12 protein-coding genes and 1 pseudogene are annotated in these 15,450 nt (G+C 64.6%); 6 read left to right on the top strand and 7 right to left on the bottom strand.

Annotated features, from left to right (window positions below):
* Positions 1–7 precede the first annotated feature (7 nt).
* The 4 genes and pseudogenes from BHK69_RS18740 to BHK69_RS18725 form a co-directional block, all read right to left on the bottom strand.
* Complete coding sequence (locus tag BHK69_RS18740; RefSeq protein WP_069691415.1) at positions 8–922, bottom strand: hypothetical protein; 915 nt, start codon at positions 920–922, stop codon at positions 8–10.
* Positions 923–1,004: 82 nt separating this feature from the next.
* The gene (locus tag BHK69_RS18735; protein WP_148663491.1) at positions 1,005–1,958 is read right to left on the bottom strand and encodes a L,D-transpeptidase family protein; all 954 of its coding nucleotides are present in this window, start codon (positions 1,956–1,958) and stop codon (positions 1,005–1,007) included.
* A gap of 116 nt (positions 1,959–2,074) precedes the next feature.
* Positions 2,075–2,488 carry a DUF1236 domain-containing protein gene (locus BHK69_RS18730; protein ID WP_069691413.1) on the bottom strand — a complete coding sequence of 138 codons (414 nt, stop codon included), beginning with the start codon at positions 2,486–2,488 and terminating at the stop codon, positions 2,075–2,077.
* A 425-nt stretch (positions 2,489–2,913) separates the two neighbouring features.
* Positions 2,914–3,305, bottom strand: a pseudogene (locus BHK69_RS18725) (transposase); the annotation flags it as partial.
* 72 nt (positions 3,306–3,377) lie between these two features.
* Here BHK69_RS18725 and BHK69_RS18720 point away from each other — a divergent pair.
* Positions 3,378–3,905: a hypothetical protein gene (locus BHK69_RS18720; protein ID WP_069691412.1), complete on the top strand. Its 528-nt coding sequence runs from the start codon at positions 3,378–3,380 to the stop codon at positions 3,903–3,905.
* A gap of 189 nt (positions 3,906–4,094) precedes the next feature.
* Here BHK69_RS18720 and BHK69_RS18715 read toward each other — a convergent pair whose 3' ends face one another.
* A complete protein-coding gene (locus tag BHK69_RS18715) occupies positions 4,095–6,167 on the bottom strand; it encodes an ATP-dependent helicase (protein WP_069691411.1) in 2,073 nt (690 codons plus the stop codon).
* On the opposite strand from BHK69_RS18715, the gene BHK69_RS32680 reads away from it, so the two are divergent.
* Both BHK69_RS32680 and BHK69_RS18695 read left to right on the top strand, forming a co-directional pair.
* Complete coding sequence (locus BHK69_RS32680; protein WP_158516240.1) at positions 6,157–6,426, top strand: hypothetical protein; 270 nt, start codon at positions 6,157–6,159, stop codon at positions 6,424–6,426. The genes BHK69_RS18715 and BHK69_RS32680 overlap by 11 nt on opposite strands.
* A gap of 762 nt (positions 6,427–7,188) precedes the next feature.
* Positions 7,189–8,133, top strand: a complete 945-nt coding sequence (locus tag BHK69_RS18695) for a LysR family transcriptional regulator (RefSeq protein WP_158516239.1) — start codon at positions 7,189–7,191, stop codon at positions 8,131–8,133.
* A gap of 400 nt (positions 8,134–8,533) precedes the next feature.
* Here BHK69_RS18695 and BHK69_RS32190 read toward each other — a convergent pair whose 3' ends face one another.
* Entirely contained in the window at positions 8,534–8,875 is a 342-nt protein-coding gene (locus BHK69_RS32190) for a hypothetical protein (protein ID WP_148663489.1), read from the bottom strand.
* Between the two features lie 178 nt (positions 8,876–9,053).
* On the bottom strand, positions 9,054–9,395 hold the full coding sequence (locus BHK69_RS32185; RefSeq protein WP_069691406.1) for a hypothetical protein: 342 nt from the start codon (positions 9,393–9,395) through the stop codon (positions 9,054–9,056).
* Positions 9,396–9,433: 38 nt separating this feature from the next.
* Between BHK69_RS32185 and BHK69_RS18685 the strand changes: the two genes are divergently transcribed.
* The 3 genes from BHK69_RS18685 to BHK69_RS18675 are packed head-to-tail and all read left to right on the top strand — an operon-like array spanning position 9,434 to position 15,441.
* Positions 9,434–14,143, top strand: a complete 4,710-nt coding sequence (locus tag BHK69_RS18685) for a beta strand repeat-containing protein (RefSeq protein WP_069691405.1) — start codon at positions 9,434–9,436, stop codon at positions 14,141–14,143.
* Positions 14,144–14,201: 58 nt separating this feature from the next.
* Complete coding sequence (locus BHK69_RS18680; protein ID WP_069693789.1) at positions 14,202–14,759, top strand: invasion associated locus B family protein; 558 nt, start codon at positions 14,202–14,204, stop codon at positions 14,757–14,759.
* 13 nt (positions 14,760–14,772) lie between these two features.
* A complete protein-coding gene (locus BHK69_RS18675; protein WP_069691404.1) occupies positions 14,773–15,441 on the top strand; it encodes a hypothetical protein in 669 nt (222 codons plus the stop codon).
* Positions 15,442–15,450: the final 9 nt, after the last annotated feature.

Raw genomic sequence — 15,450 nt, 5'->3', positions numbered from 1 at the left:
AATGCTTTCAGCCTGCGCGATCCCGCGATGAGGCGCGACGCTTTCGCGTCTCTCGAGCGCGCTCCAGGGAGCGCGCTGCGCGTCTGGCCGCCCGCAATTCCTCGAGAGTGGGTTGCCACCAGCCCCGGCTGAGATCGCCTGCCGCGGGAGGGTGGCGCGCCGGCCAAGTCCTGATCAGCTCGTCATGGGTCGGACGCCGCCACGTCGTCCAAACCAGATCGCCAGGCTGAACCGTGCTCCACACATAGTGCTGGTGCGCCGTCTGCTCAGGCACGATCTCTCCGGTCACCTCCAGGATGACGAGCGGCCCTGCATGGGACATCACCACCGTGTCCAGCGGCGGCAATACGCCTGCGAGGACGGGATAGCGGCGGCGTCGCCGCTCGCTCGCCCTGGCTTTGGTCTCCTCGTGGCCGGGCCCGGACTTCGCGGCCTCTTGCCTTTGCCTTCTCGCCTCCGGTTCATTGCGCTTCGCGGCCGCCTCGATTGTCGGCCATCTCTTGCGAAGTTCATCGATCGACCGAAATGGAACGTGCCAGGCCTTTTCCTCGCCGTTCCACCAGGCCCACGGTACGGCGCGTAGCTCCTCGACGACCGTTCGCGAATAAGGCGTTCGCACCACGAGATCCTCGGCATCCGACAAATAGCGGCTGACGATGGGCTCGAACGAGAACGAGTCGTGCCCGCGTTCATCGGCGTGGGCGAATGCGGTGGGAAGGTTACGTTCAAGCCACCGCGTTGCACGCCGGACCGCGGTCGTGCCCGGGAGACGCCATGCTCGCAGCCGCTCGTTCCAGCGCGCTCTCGGGAAGGTCAGCCGAAACCGCGCAACACATTCAGCGTCGAACGGAAATGAGACGATAGCGCCCGGGCTGTCATCATCCTCGACGATTTCGACACCACTCTGCGCGTCGCGCCCCATTTGTCATGCCCCTGGGCCGGCGCGAACAGCAAGGCCCGATCGGTCGAGAATTCCAGAAGGCTGCGGCAGCCGAGCCGCGCTGCTATTCGACGAAACGGACAGTCGTGCCGGGCTTGACGAGTTGCGCCAGTTCCTCGGCATCCCAATTCGTGAGCCGGACGCAGCCATGCGACGATGTCTTGCCGATCCGCGATGGTTCCGGCGTTCCATGGATGCCGAAGGTCGGTTTCGACAGCTCGATCCAGACCGTTCCGACCGGATTGTTCGGCCCCCTGGCGATCACCAGCCGGCGCTTGTTGCGGCCTTGCTGGAAGTTCTTGACCGGGTCGTAGTGATAGGTGGGATTTCTCACGACGCGCACGACCTGATATTCGCCTTCCGGCGAAGGCGTGGCCGCGCTGCCGATCGTGGCGGGATAGATCGCAAACGGCCGGCCCGCCGCATCGAGAGCTCGAACCACGCCGTTCGTCCTGTCCGCCTCGACCAGCCTCGCTTCGGCTGCAGGAGGCGTCCGTCCCGCCGCGACGACATGAAGTGTTTCATCACGCTTGCGGTAACGCGCGCCGGGATTGAGCGTCCGCAGCAGGCCCTCGCTCATTCGAAAGCGTTCGGCGAACATTTCATGAGGAGTTCTGTAGCCAAGCTGCTTCAGGCGCGCCTGGCGGGCGTAGTCGTGAGGAATATGTCTCGAGAACCGGGATTTCACGTCCTCTTTGAGCACACGATAATCGGAAACGATGTCCGCGCTGGCGTCGCCCAGCAGGGCTCGCCAGGTAGCCGCGTCAATGCCATCGCCGTCGCCGAGATTTTCCCGGCGGCGGAACTGGGCAACGGCCTTGCGGTAGCGATCGCCGTCCAGGCCGTCGATCTCGCCGGGGGAGACGCCCTGACGCGCCAGCAAGGTCTGGGCCTTGACGATCGACGCACTGGGCCGCGTCATCTTGCCTTTCGTGGAAACGGGGCGCCCCGCCCGGTTGACCTCATCCGCCGTCAGGGCTCGCGCATCTCCCAGGGCCAGAACCAGCAAGCTGGCCACTAACGCCGCTCTGAGCAAGTCGATCGGGCGAGACAAGGGCCGAGTCACAGAGATCGATCTCCACTGGGATTAAGCCCGCCGCCTCGCGGCGGCGGGCATTCCGGAATGGAAGGAATTTATTCGATGATCTGGATGACGCGGCGGGTCCGCGGCTCGACGATCACCGTGCGGTCATTCACAACCGTGTACTGATAGCCTTTCGTTCCGAATTCAGCGGGAACTTTCCGATAGGTCACCCCAGACCGGGGCAGCACGGCGCCCACCTGGAGATCCTCACGATAGGTGTAGGACGGCACTTCATGCTCCGACACATATGTCTTGAAGCGTGGGGTATTGTCGCCGACGATCGCACCGGCGACGGCGCCGCCTACTCCGCCGACCACTGCTCCGACAGGGCCGCCCACAACCGCCCCGCCAACCGCGCCGGCCGCCGCCCCACCGGTCGCTCCGCCTCGGGCGCCTTGCGGGTTCTGTGCAAATGCCATCACCGGAATCACCGCGACGGCTGCGACAAGCATAATCTTCCTCATCACATAGCCTCCTGTTGATCCCCCAGGCACAATTCAAACCATGGAGGCGGCGGTGAGTTCCTCGGGAAAGTTGGTGCCTCCGTTGCGCGGCTTTCGGGGAGCGGGGAGCTTTCCAACGGAATCCGTCCCTCGATGCTTAAGCTTGCCGGGCGTCGTTTCCTTTCCGGGCAAGCTGCGACGCTCGGTTTTTCCGACAGCCGGCAATCCGGTCCGCCCTCTGCAAGGGCGCCACTTCAGCAAGACATCCGCGTCGAAATGCGGGTGGTCCCTTGTCGGACCGCTAGCGTGTTGACCGGTGCCCCCTCCCCGCGCCGCGTCCATCGGATTCGCGAGCGGCACTCCGAGAGCTGCGTTGACCTATGCGCTGCTCTTCACGGTCGCGGGGGGGCGCGATGAGCATGTTGATCTTTGGCACTCCGCTCCGCTGGCACCTTGCTTTGCGTCGAACGATGCTGCCGCAGGACTCGGCACGCCAGCCGCTCCGACACGTCAAATTTCTTGATGACGTGGTTGATGCAGCGCCCGCGGCGGGCGGGGCTCAGTCGTTTCCTGAGACAGCTTCCTTGAGGATCAACTTCTCAAGCGTCAGATCAGAGGCGGCCTTCCGCAGCCGCTCGTTCTCCTTCGCAAGGTCCTTCAGCCGTTTCAACTGGTCAGACCTCTTGCCGCCGAACTCCTTGCGCCACCGGTAATACGTGAACGCCGTCGCGGCGATCGTTCGGATCGCTTCGGCCACGGGACGGCCTTGGGACAACAACACATCGACCTGTTGCAGCTTCACGACGATCTTTTCAGGCTTGTGCGGCCCCTGCCCCAGCGGTCGGTTAAGTGAGTTACGTAAAAAGCATTGCACTTGGACGAAGTGAACGCGATGAGGGGAACGCCGTAGATGCAGCCCGCATCTCGCGATGTGGAACGCATCAAGATGAAATTTCGTCGCACTGCCGCAATTGCGCTAGCTTTGTCGCTCCTGGCCTCCCCCGTGCTCGCAAAGAATTTTGCCGTGCCCGACAAGGATCCGGCCATAATTGTTTCGATCCCCAACGACTGGGATACCAAAGAAGTCAAATACGGGTACGAAGGCTGGTCGCCCAACAAGGATGTCTATATTTCTGTTGAATTCGCCGCGATCAAGAATGTTAAGGCGATGATGGAAGCCAACCAGAAGTGGATGAAAGATACCGGTATTAAAGTAAATAAGCCAATCGAGGCCGAAACGAACCTGAACGGCATCACGGCAACGATTTACAAATTCGAGACGACCTACAAAGATGAGCCGACCACTGTAGATTTCATTATGTTGCCCGGTGGTAAGGACCGCGTTGTCCTGCTTACGCTCTGGGGCAACGATGAGGAACGCACGAAGCACGGCAAGGCGATCGATTCGATCCTTTCCAGCGTCAAAGCGATCAACTGACCTGGCAGCGAAAGCTCGAGTTGCAGCCGCCAGGGCCATCATCAGGCTTCTGCTGACCGCAACCCACTCTGGTTATTGTACGTCACTCGGCGGCCCCGCGCGTTGGGGCGCCGAGTGACCGAACGCATCGCCGATGAACCTGCCCCGATGCTGGACCGGCCTGCTGGCCGCTTCCAGGGGGGGGATCCGTCACCGCCACATGCCTCGCATCCGCGCACGAACATCAATCCTCGGCCCATTGCTGGGAGTGCGGCCGGCGTCTGCCGTCGCAATGCGCGGCCAGGCGCAGCGCTCGAAATGCCCGAGCAGTCCGTTGGGAATGAAGCGGGTTCGGTTCGCGTAGACGTGGCGGTCCCCGGTCGAGGACTGGCCATGCGTGAAGAAGCGCTGCGGCACGACGAGATGCAGATCGTCCTTGGCGCGTGTCATCGCGACGTAGAGCAGCCGCCGTTCTTCCTCGATCTCATCGGTTGAACCGGCGCCGAGATCGATTGGGATGCAGCCATCGACGACGTTCATGACGAAGACCGATTTCCACTCCTGGCCCTTGGCCGAGTGAATCGTGGAGAGGATCAGGTAGTCCTCGTCCAGTAGCGGCACGCCGGCCTGATCGCTGGTCGCGTCAGGTGGATCGAGCGTGAGTTCGGTCAGGAAGCGCTCACGCGACGGGTAGCCTCCGGCGATCTGCTCGAGTTGGACAAGGTCGGCTTGTCGCGTCGAGGCGTCCTCATGGATGCGCTCCAGATGCGGTTCGTACCAGAGCCGTGCGCGCTCGATCTCAGCGGGCCAGCCGCAGCCGCCCGAACGCAGATCGGCAACGGCAGTCTGGAAGCCTTGCCAATCATCACCGGCGCGTGGCGGCGCAGGAGCGTCATGCAAGGCCCCAATCGCATCCGAAGCCTGGGCTATGTGGTCGAGCACGCGCTGCGCCGAGGTCGGTCCGACGCCGGGCAGAAGCTGCAGGATGCGGAAGCCGGCGACACGGTCGCGCGGGTTCTCGACGAAACGCAGAAGCGCCAGGACATCCTTGATATGGGCCGCGTCGAGAAATTTGAGGCCGCCAAACTTGACGAAGGGGATGTTGCGCCGAGTCAGTTCGACTTCGAGCGGGCCGCTGTGGTGTGACGCCCGGAAGAGCACGGCCTGCTGCTTCAGCGTGGATCCCGCCTCGCGGTTCTCCAGCACCCGTTCGGCGATGAAGCGAGCCTGATCGGCCTCATCACGCACATGGACGAGTTGCGGCGCCGCGCCGGCTGCCCGATCGGTCCATAGGTTCTTGGTGAAGCGCTCGGCTGCCAGGTCGATGACGCCATTGGCTGCCGCCAGGATGGCACTGGTCGAGCGGTAGTTCTGATCGAGCGTGATGACCTCGGCCGGTGGTGAGAAGGCCGCGGGGAAGTCGAGGATGTTGCGGATCGTCGCGGCCCTGAAGGAATAGATCGACTGGGCATCGTCCCCGACGACGGTGAGCCCGTGGCCCCCTGGCTTCATCGCAAGCAGGATCGAGGACTGGAGCCGATTGGTGTCCTGATACTCGTCGACCATGACATGATCGAAGCGCCCGCCGATATCGGCGGCAAGGTCAGGGTCAGCCATGACCTGGGCCCAGTAGAGCAGCAGGTCGTCGTAATCGAGTACGTTCTGGCTCTGCTTGGCCTCGACATAGGCCGCAAACAGATCCCGCAGCTCCGCCACCCAGGCCACGCACCAGGGAAAGGATCGGCCAAGGACATCCTCGATCGGCATCTCCGCATTCACGCAGCGCGAATAGATCGACAGACATGTCCCCTTCGTTGGAAAGCGCGCTTCAGTCTTGGAGAACCCAAGCTCATGCCGGACGAGGTTCATCTGATCAGCGGCATCCTCGCGGTCATGGATCGTGAAGGCAGGATCGAGCCCGATCTGATCGGCATAGTCACGCAGCAGGCGCGCGCCGATCCCGTGGAAGGTGCCTGCCCATGTCAGCGCATCCGCCAGGACGCCGGCGCCATCGCCAAGCACCTTTCGGGCGATGCGCTCGACGCGCCTTGCCATCTCCGTGGCCGCGCGACGGGAGAAGGTCATCAGCAGAATGCGGCGTGGATCGACGCCGCTGACCATCAGATGCGCCACGCGATGGGCGAGCGTGTTGGTCTTGCCGGAGCCGGCACCCGCGATAACGAGAAGCGGGGAAGCGAAATTGGAAGCGACGCCGTGAATGACGGCGCGACGTTGCGCGGGGTTCAGCGTGTCCAGATAGGAGATCGGGGTTATGGCGTTCATCTATTCCAGCCCGCCCTCGCCGGCACGCCGTTCGAAGCGAACGCCGGCGACATGCTGCGCTTGGTTGTCTGGACCATCAGACCTCGTCCTCAACGTCCAGGCGTCGAGCGCCAGCCGAGAACGCGCCGCGGATAAAGCCGCGGGATACCGCCTGCTGCGCATCCCGGATCAACTCAGCCTGATCATGCAGCAGGGCTCGAATCGCTGCCCGGGCATCCCCGTCGAATTCGGCCAGGACGTCGTCGATTTCCTGCTCTGAAACCTCCAGATCGGTCTTTTCAAGTGGCTCTGACGACATCGATTGCGTTCCCGGAGAGGCGAACGTAGTGAGAACATAGCTGCCTGGGAAGTCAAGCCATGGGCACTGTCGAGACGTTCTTCCTCCACCCCTTCAAAACGCATCGCAAGCGTCTCGCGCCGGCGCAGCGGGTCCTGGCGAGGACGAAACATCACGCGGTCAGCGACGGAGAGCGCATGAACGATCCGGGAAACCGAAGCCAACTCACAACGACAGCCTTGCGGCCAATACCAACGCCCAGCGGATGTTCCTGAAACCCATCATGGGCATGTCGGCTTTCGGCAGCAGGTGGGAGAAGCAGCTCCTGACCTTCGAGGGGCAGCGGAGTGTTATCGGGATGTCCCGATGCGGGATCTCCAAGGGATTGAGCGGCCCGCCATTCCATTGCATGACACCATCCTTCGTCTCAGCCGACACACATCAAGCTGGAAACCATGCTGGCGGACCTTGCCCTCGATGACCCGGCCCTCGATGACCCGGCCCTCGATGACCCGGCCCTCAATGATCTGGCCCTCAATGATCTGGCCCTGGCGTCAAACGTCAGCGAAAGCTTCGAAATTCGGAGCATTAACCATCTGAGCCGGTCCGCCGAAGTCGCCGATTGCAGTCGCCTTACGTCATCAGCCTCTATGGGCCGTGACGCGGGTGGCCGCCGTCACATATCGCAATGCTTGTGAAATTCCGATGGAAATCCAAGTGGTTGCATCACGATCGGAGCACCCGGTGATTCCCAGATTGGTGGGTTCGACCCCGCTGCGCTACTTCTCCGAGGTGGCCGAGCGCGGCTCCTTTCGCGCCGCGGCGGAATCGCTTCGCATTGCGGCCTCGGCGATCAACCGGCAGGTCAGCAATCTCGAGAGCGATCTCGGCGTGAAGCTGTTCGAACGGGCGCGCGGGCGGGCCGGGCTGCAATTGACCGATGCCGGCCGCATCCTGCAGTTCCGCCTGCGTTCGGCGATCAATGAACTGCGCATCGCCAACGATGAAATCGTCGCGCTGCAGGGACTGCAGCGTGGGCATGTCACCATCGGCTTCAACGATGTCGTGGTGAACTCCATCTTGCCGGGGGCGATCAAGGCATTCAATCAGACACATCCGGGCATCAGGTTCGGCGTCAGGGTCGACAGCACGCGCGGGCTCGTCTCCCGCATGAAGGACGGCGATATCGAGTTCGCCGTCGCCTATAATTTTGCCTCTGATGTCGAGCTGTCCTGCCTGGAGAGCGTCTCTCTCAGGATGTATCTGGTCGCCTCGCCCGATCATCCGCTTGCCGGCCGGTCATCGGTCACGCTTGCCGACCTCGCCGGCTTCAACCTCATCCTGCCCGATGGCTCGGGGTTTCTGCGCCAGATCTTCGAGGTCGCGTTTCGTGGCTCCAATGCGCAGATCCAGCCGCTCGTCGAGACGAATTCCTTCGAGCTGATCCATTCGCTGGTCGAATGTGGCGTCGGCATCAGCATCGTGACGGGGCGGGCGCAAAGGAATGACGGTGGGCCGCGGCTCGTCCATGTCGAGATCAAGGATCCGCTGTTGTCGCAGAATGTGCTGGCCTGCTGCAAATTGCCCGACCGCAGCCTGTCGCCAGCCGCCGCGGCCTTCGCCGGGGTCGTCTGCGAGGCGTTGAGAGCCTTTGGGGCACGCGAAGCCCGCTTCGGGGACGGTGGCTGAGGATAGGCAGGGCTCCATCGTAGAGCGTCATTCTCGGGCTTGCCCCGAGAAACTCATGACCAGAGCGTTCTGGTTTACGAGATGGTCGGGTCAAGCCCACTGCTGTCCGGTTGGTGTTTTGGCCCCTGCGCGGATCATGCACGGCTCTCGCCTCGCGGGCGAAATGAAGCGAAGTGCCGGATGCAGGGCGCGGGGAACCCTTCTCCCGTGTGGGAGAAGGGCAGGGATGAGGGCAGGCCAGACAACCAGATCGCGCAAGCGGCGCCGCATCGTCTCCTGCGCTTCTCCTGCGCTTTCAAGATGAAGCCGCCGCTGCGGCACAGTAGCGCCCCCAACAATCAGCGGCAGGCCCTCATCCCTGCCCTTCTCCCATCCGGGAGAAGGGTTCCCCGCGCCTGTCTTATTCGCCCCCGCCCGCTGGAAAGCCTGCGATGAACGGAGCTTTTCGATCGGGCGCTCGCGGCGAACCGGACAGTCGTGGCACAAACCCGAGAATGACACGTCCCTGGATTCGGTTTGCCTGGATTCGGCTCGGCGCATTTTCAAGGCTCTGATCTGGCACCGGTTTGTTCCAGAAAACCGCCGCCCAGGGCTCCATTTGCGCGCGGGCCGCCGCGATCAGATATGCGCCCAACACATGCCGCCCGCCTGATCCGTGCATGACGGGCTGCGCGCGCTGCGATGTTTCCGGATTTTTTCCGGATTTTTCTGAACTCTGGCCGGCTTTGCTCAGGTCATGCATTCAATGCGCTAATTTCGTGTCCTTAAAGCGGCCGAATTGGCGCTTTACGTGGGAACGTAGTCATGAGTACCCAACGGAAGCTCCGATAAGCATCCGGACGGCGGCTGGCTAAAATATGGGCACAATAACTTCGGAATTTGAAATAATTTGTTCGAAGTCCGATGCGGCCTGGACTGCTTTACAGAATCAATACTCTGAACGCCTGAGCGTGGCGGAGATCGATTTCCTGTTCTCCCGTCTCGTCCTCGGTCTGAGCGCGCCGTTCTATGCCGAGCGCGAGCCAGCGCTTCATTTCGATGTCTGTGGCGAACTCGTCGGGCGCAAGCTGCCGCCCGAGCGCGTCCACGCGGCTTTGCATGCCGTTCCGCAACCCAGCCAGCCATGGGTCGAAAGGGCTTTTGACCTGGCGGAAGAGCACGGAACCAAGATCGGAATGGCGCTGGCCGAGCAGCGCGACCGAGCCGATCACCAAGCCGACCAACAAGCGGATCACACAGACGCCAAAGCCGATGCGGCACATCGAGAGCTTTCGAGCGGGGCAAAGGAGCAACTGGGCTGATGACCGCAACCGGGCTGACGAATTGCACTGACAAGCGCGCACGGGGCGGGTTCCGCGGCGGTTTCGCCGGCAATTGGGTTTCAGGTGGCGGCGACAGCCGCTCGCTGCGGCGCCGGCTGATGGCGGTGCTGCGCATGGCCCATCGCGTGCTCGGGGTCAGCCGCAAGGGCATGGGTCTCGGGACCTTGGGCATCGGGGACAGCCTGCGTTCGGCCAGCGCGATCGGCGGCCTGGCCGCGCTGGCCGCGCTCGGCCTCTCCGCGCCGGCCCAGGCGCAATATCAGGCGGGCGGCGGCACGGCGTCAGCCGGCAACGCCGTCGCCATCGGTAACGGTGCCCAAGCGAATGGCGTGAACAGCGTGGCGTTGGGCATCTCTAACAGTGCAACGGGCAACGCTTCGATCGCCATCGGCTATTCGATGGGGGTCAATGGCCTCAATGCCATAGGCATAGGTGTCTTCGCGGGCGCGACCGGCGTCAACGCACTCGCCTTGGGCGGGAATGCCCAAGCCCTTGGGGACGCAGCAAGCTCGATTGGCGTCAACTCGGTTGCAGCCGCAGGCGCGGCCGCCTTTGGCCTCAACGCGCGCGCCGACGGAACGAACTCGACGGCGATCGGCTTTGTTACCCGGGCGACCGGGCTGCGCGCCACCGCGCTCGGGTTTCAAGCAACTGCGTCGGGTGTGGATGCCATTGCCCAGGGCAATTCCGCTAACGCAAGCCAACAGAATGCCGTCGCCGTCGGCTTCGGGACAGTCGCATCGGGGATCAACTCCGTCTCTCTCGGCTCGCGTACTGCCGTGGGAGCGGGTGCTCTTGGGCAGAGCGCCATCGCCATCGGCACGGATGTGACGGCGTCCGCGAACGACGCACTCGCCGTCGGACGCCAAAGCCAGGCGACCGCCGTTTTCGCCACCGCGATCGGGACAAGTTCCCGTGCGACAGGGTTAAGCTCGGCAGCGTTCGGCCCCACCGCCAATGCCGGGGCCGACTTCGCGCTGGCTCTCGGCAATGCGGCCACATCGAGCGGAACCGCCTCGGTCGCGATCGGGTCAGGAGCGCAGAGCACGAACACCGGCACCATAGCGGTGGGCAACAATGCTGCCGCGACCGTCGCGCGCGCAACCGCGCTGGGAGTGAGCGCCTCGGCCGGCGCGCAGAGCGCTGTGGCCATCGGCGATACCGCCAATGCGAGCGGATTCGACAGCACCGCTCTCGGCATCGGCACCGTAGCCAGCGCCGACAATTCCACTGCCGTCGGACGTGAAGCCCGCGCCACCGGACTCAACAGTACCGCGCTCGGCCGCGGCGCCCAATCCAGCGCCCAGAACTCCATCTCTCTCGGCGTTGGGACGAGAGCGACCGGGGTAAACTCGGTCTATCTCGGCTCGAGCAGTTTTGCGACAAGCGCGAGTGGGGAGAGCGCTATCGGCATCGGCACGGACGTGACGGCATCCGCGACCAACGCCATTGCGATGGGACGCGACAGCACTGCGGACTCCGCCGACGCCGTCGCCATCGGCACCGGCGCGTACGCGAGCGGCGGCAAGGCGGTGGCGATCGGCGCCGGCAATGTCGCCTTCGGCGACGGCGCGGTGGCGATCGGCGATCCGAGCTTCGCCAGCGGCACCGGCGCCTTCACCGGCGGCGCCAACAACATCGCCAATGCCGACGGTACGGCGAGCGCCACCGCCGCCAACCAGGCCAATGGCGCGGTCGCGATCGGCAACAACAATGTCGCGATCGGCCAGGGTTCGGTGGCGATCGGCAATTTCAGTCGCGCGGGCGCTGCGGGCGCGGTCGCCTTCGGCGACGCGGCTACCGCGACCAACGCCCGCGACGTCGCCCTGGGCTCGGGCTCGGTGACGGGCACGGCGGTGGGCACGGCGAGCACCGTCGTCAACGGCACGACCTATAACTTCGCTGGCACCACGCCGGGCTCGACCGTGAGCGTCGGCGCGGCCGGCGCCGAGCGCACCATCACCAATGTCGCGGCAGGTCGGATCAGCGGCTCCTCGACCGATGCGATCAACGGCTCGCAGCTTTTCGCCACCAACCAGGCCGTCGACAGCATCGGCGCCACCGTCACCAACATCACCACCGGTGGCGGCATCAAGTATTTCCATGCCAATTCCGCCTTGCCGGATTCGCAGGCGCTGGGGACGAACTCCGTCGCCATCGGCCCCAACGCGGTCGCCAACAATGCCGGCGACATCGCGCTTGGCCTGGGCTCGGTCACAGGCGCAGCGGTGGGCACGTCGAGCATCGCGATCAACGGCACGACCTACAACTTCACCGGCACGACGCCGAGCTCGACCGTAAGCGTGGGCGCGGTGGGCGCCGAGCGCACCATCACCAATGTCGCGGCGGGCCGGATCAACGGTTCCTCGACAGACGCGGTCAACGGCTCGCAGCTCTATGCGACCAACCAGGCCGTCGACAGCATCGGCGCTGCCGTCACCAACATCAGCACCGGCGGCGGCATCAAATACTTCCACGCCAACTCGACCTTGCCGGATTCGCAGGCGCTGGGGACGAACTCCGTCGCGATCGGTCCCAACGCGGTCGCCACCAATGCCGGCGACATCGCTTTGGGCTCGGGCTCGGTCTCGGGCACGGCGGTGGGCACGGCGAGCACCGTGATCAACGGCACGACCTATAATTTCGCCGGCACGACGCCGGGCTCGACCGTGAGCGTCGGCGCGGTGGGGGCCGAGCGCACGATCACCAATGTCGCGGCGGGCCGGATCAATGGCTCCTCGACCGACGCGATCAACGGCTCGCAGCTTTTTGCGACCAACCAGTCGATCGACAGTCTCGCCAGCTCGGTCACCAACATCAACACCGGCGGCGGCATCAAATACTTCCACGCCAACTCGACCTTGCCGGATTCGCAGGCGCTGGGAACGAATTCCGTCGCCATCGGCCCCAATGCGGTGGCGACCAACACCGGCGACGTCGCGATCGGCCTGAATTCCGTCTCGGGCACGACGACGGCGGTGGCGGGCGCGACGATCGGCGGCACGGCCTATAGCTTCGCCGGCGCAGCCCCGGCCGGCGCCTTCTCGGTCGGCTCGGCCGGCTCTGAGCGCCAGATCCAGAACGTCGCGGCCGGGCGGCTCACCGCCGCCTCGACCGATGCGGTCAACGGCTCGCAGCTCTTCGCGACCAACCAGCAGGTCACGGTCAACTCGACCGACATCGCCACGCTCGGCACGACGGTCAACAATATCGCCGGCAATGTCTCGACCGTCTACACCGACGCCAATGGCGACGGCATCCGCTATGTCCGCACCAATGACCGGACGCTTGCGATCACCGATTCCTTCGCCCAGGGGATCGCGGCGACCGCCGTCGGCTACCAGGCGACCGCCGTCGCCGATAATTCGCTGGCGCTCGGCCGCGACAGCCAGGCCACCATCCTGGGCGGCGTCGCGCTCGGGTCCGGTTCGATCGCCAATCGCGCGCTGGCGCCCCTCACCGGCACGCTGCCGGCGGGTGCGGCGATCATCCAGTACAACACCACGGACAAGACGCTGCTCGGCGCCGTCTCGGTCGGCACCACGACCTCCTACCGGCAGATCACCAATGTCGCCGACGGCACCCAGGCCCAGGACGCCGTGACGATCCGCCAGCTCCAGGGCGCCATCGCCTCGGTCGCGACGACTCCCAGCATGTATTTCCACGCCAATTCGACCGGCCTGGACTCGCTTTCCGTCGGGGCGGAGTCGATCGCGGTCGGCCCCAGGACCGTGGTCAACGGCGATAACGGCATCGGCATGGGCAATGGCGCGATCGTCGACCTGACCGCGCCGGGCGGAACCGCCATCGGCCAGAACGCGCATGTCATGCTGGCCGACGGCGTCGCGCTCGGCACCAATGCGACGGCGGGCGGCATTCAATCCATGGCGCTCGGCGCGGGCGCGACCAGCAATTTCGCCAACAGCGTTGCGCTCGGCGGGAACTCGGCGACGCAAGCGACGGTCGCGACCGCGAGCACCACGATCCGCGGCACGACCTATAATTTCGCCGGAGCCGCCCCGGTCGGCACCGTCAGCATCGGCAATGTCGGCGCGGAGCGGACGCTGACGAACCTCGCCGCCGGGCGCATCTCCGCGAGCAGCACCGATGCGATCAACGGCTCGCAGCTCTATGCGACCAATCAGGCCCTGGAGAGCGTGCAGGGCGGCATCGGCACGATCAACAACAGCGCCGTGTTCTATGACCTCAATATCGACGGCAGCAAGAAGAACAGCCTCACATTGCAGGGCGGCGACCCCAATGCTCCGGTCGTCATCTCCAATGTCGCCGAGGGCGTGAAAGGCACCGACGCCGTCAACGTCAACCAGCTCAACCGGGGCGTTGCCGAGGCCAAGTCCTATACCGACAGCCAGATGGGGGCCGTGGCCGATGCGGCCAGGAACTATACCGACCAGAAGTTCGGCCAGCTGAACCAGCAGGTTCGCGCCGCCCGCCAGGAGGCGCGGCAGGCGGCCGCGGTCGGCCTCGCCGCGGCGTCGCTGCGCTTCGACGATCGTCCCGGCAAGTTCAGCGCGGCGGCCGGCGGCGGCGTCTGGCGGGGCGAAGGCGCCCTCGCCTTCGGCGCCGGCTACACCAGCGAGAACGGCCGCGTCCGCGCCAACCTGACCGGCGCGACCACCGGCGGCGAATGGGGCGTCGGCGCCGGCGTCAGCGTCACGCTGAACTGAGGGCGGCATGGCTGGCAGGCGCGCCCTATCCGTTTCCGCCATGGTCATGAGCTTGGCCATGACTTGCGGGTTGGCCATGATTTGCCTGCTCTTGTCCGGCCAGCACTCGGCCGGGCAGCAGCCGACCGGTTCCGATTACCGGATCAAACCCTCCGACGTGACTTTGCCGCCCAATGTGAAGCTGGGCAGCTACCGCCGGATCACTCAGCCCTTCGAAAACTGGACCTTGATCTGCGACGAAAACCTGCAGACGCGGCAGAAGATCTGCAACGTGACCCAGACCATCGAGGATTCGGCCGGTCGCCTGGCGTTCAGCTGGTCGCTCGCCGCCACCAAGGACGGCAACCCCTACATGATCCTGCGTACCACCTCGGATGCGAAGTACCCCGGACTGGTCGCGTTGCGGTTTCAGGGCCAGGCCAATCCGGTCAAGGTTGAGCTCGACGGCTGCAATGCCGCGGTCTGCGTCGGAATGCTGCCTGTTGGGCCGGCGGTGCGCGAGCAGATCGCGAAGAGCGCGATCCCGGAGGTCTCTTATGAGACGACCAGCGGAGCGACGGTGACGCTTGCCGCCACCCTCAAAGGGCTCTCGAAAGCGGTCGAGGCGATCAGATGAACAGGCGATCCCGATGAATCAGCAATCCATTCATGATCGGATCATGTCGCGGCAGCAGGGCTATCGCTCCAGCGACGCCGTGATCGAGCCCAGGCGAAGCTGGGTCAAGGTCGCACTCTATGCGGTCATCGGCATCACAGCCCTGGGCGGAGTTGCCTATGGCTCGATGAACTTTGCCTCGATCCGTGGCCTGATCTCGCAGCCGGCGATCGCGGAAACGAACAAGACCGACCGGTCCCGCCCCGAAACGCCCTTCCTGCAGCACGCCAGGCAGGCGGGCTTGAAGAGCTGCTCCACGGTGTTCCCCGTTCTCGGCGAGTTGCTGACGAATGGCGCCAAATACGACGTTCAGTCGTCGTGGAACAATCAATCCGCCGACAGCCATGCGGTGCAGGCCCTGGTCGGCATGAGCTACACGACCCAGGCCTATAGCGGGCCGGCCGCCGGCGTGGTTTTCGCCGCGCCGACGCAATCGACCTGCGAAGGCACGATGGTCCGGGTGGCGCCCTTCTCCGCCTCATGCGCCGAGATTCCGGCGGTTCTCCCGCAAGGCAGCAAGCTCGCCAGCAATCTCGGGCAGATCGCCGTCTATGCCCTCGCCAATAATGGCGGAAACGCCTTGCTGCTCCCGACCGGGACTGGCTGCGTCGTCGTCTCCGTGGCCTCGGCCGCGCGACAGTAAGGAGCTCGC

The sequence above is a fragment of the Bosea vaviloviae genome (genome assembly GCF_001741865.1).
Taxonomy (GTDB): Bacteria; Pseudomonadota; Alphaproteobacteria; order Rhizobiales; family Beijerinckiaceae; genus Allobosea; species Allobosea vaviloviae.
The sequence above is the reverse complement of the archived record's forward strand: the minus strand, read 5'-3'. Positions and strand labels throughout refer to the sequence as shown.

Bases quoted from the DNA above. Each gene is read 5' to 3' on its own strand.
- BHK69_RS18720 (WP_069691412.1), top strand. From the start codon at position 3,378: ATGCAGCCCGCATCTCGCGATGTGGAACGCATCAAGATGAAATTTCGT.
- BHK69_RS18740 (WP_069691415.1), bottom strand. From the start codon at position 922: ATGGGGCGCGACGCGCAGAGTGGTGTCGAAATCGTCGAGGATGATGAC.
- BHK69_RS32185 (WP_069691406.1), bottom strand. From the start codon at position 9,395: ATGTGCCGCATCGGCTTTGGCGTCTGTGTGATCCGCTTGTTGGTCGGC.
- BHK69_RS18730 (WP_069691413.1), bottom strand. From the start codon at position 2,488: ATGAGGAAGATTATGCTTGTCGCAGCCGTCGCGGTGATTCCGGTGATG.
- BHK69_RS32190 (WP_148663489.1), bottom strand. From the start codon at position 8,875: ATGCATGACCTGAGCAAAGCCGGCCAGAGTTCAGAAAAATCCGGAAAA.
- BHK69_RS18685 (WP_069691405.1), top strand. From the start codon at position 9,434: ATGACCGCAACCGGGCTGACGAATTGCACTGACAAGCGCGCACGGGGC.
- BHK69_RS18680 (WP_069693789.1), top strand. From the start codon at position 14,202: ATGACTTGCGGGTTGGCCATGATTTGCCTGCTCTTGTCCGGCCAGCAC.
- BHK69_RS18675 (WP_069691404.1), top strand. From the start codon at position 14,773: ATGAATCAGCAATCCATTCATGATCGGATCATGTCGCGGCAGCAGGGC.
- BHK69_RS18715 (WP_069691411.1), bottom strand. From the start codon at position 6,167: ATGAACGCCATAACCCCGATCTCCTATCTGGACACGCTGAACCCCGCG.
- BHK69_RS32680 (WP_158516240.1), top strand. From the start codon at position 6,157: ATGGCGTTCATCTATTCCAGCCCGCCCTCGCCGGCACGCCGTTCGAAG.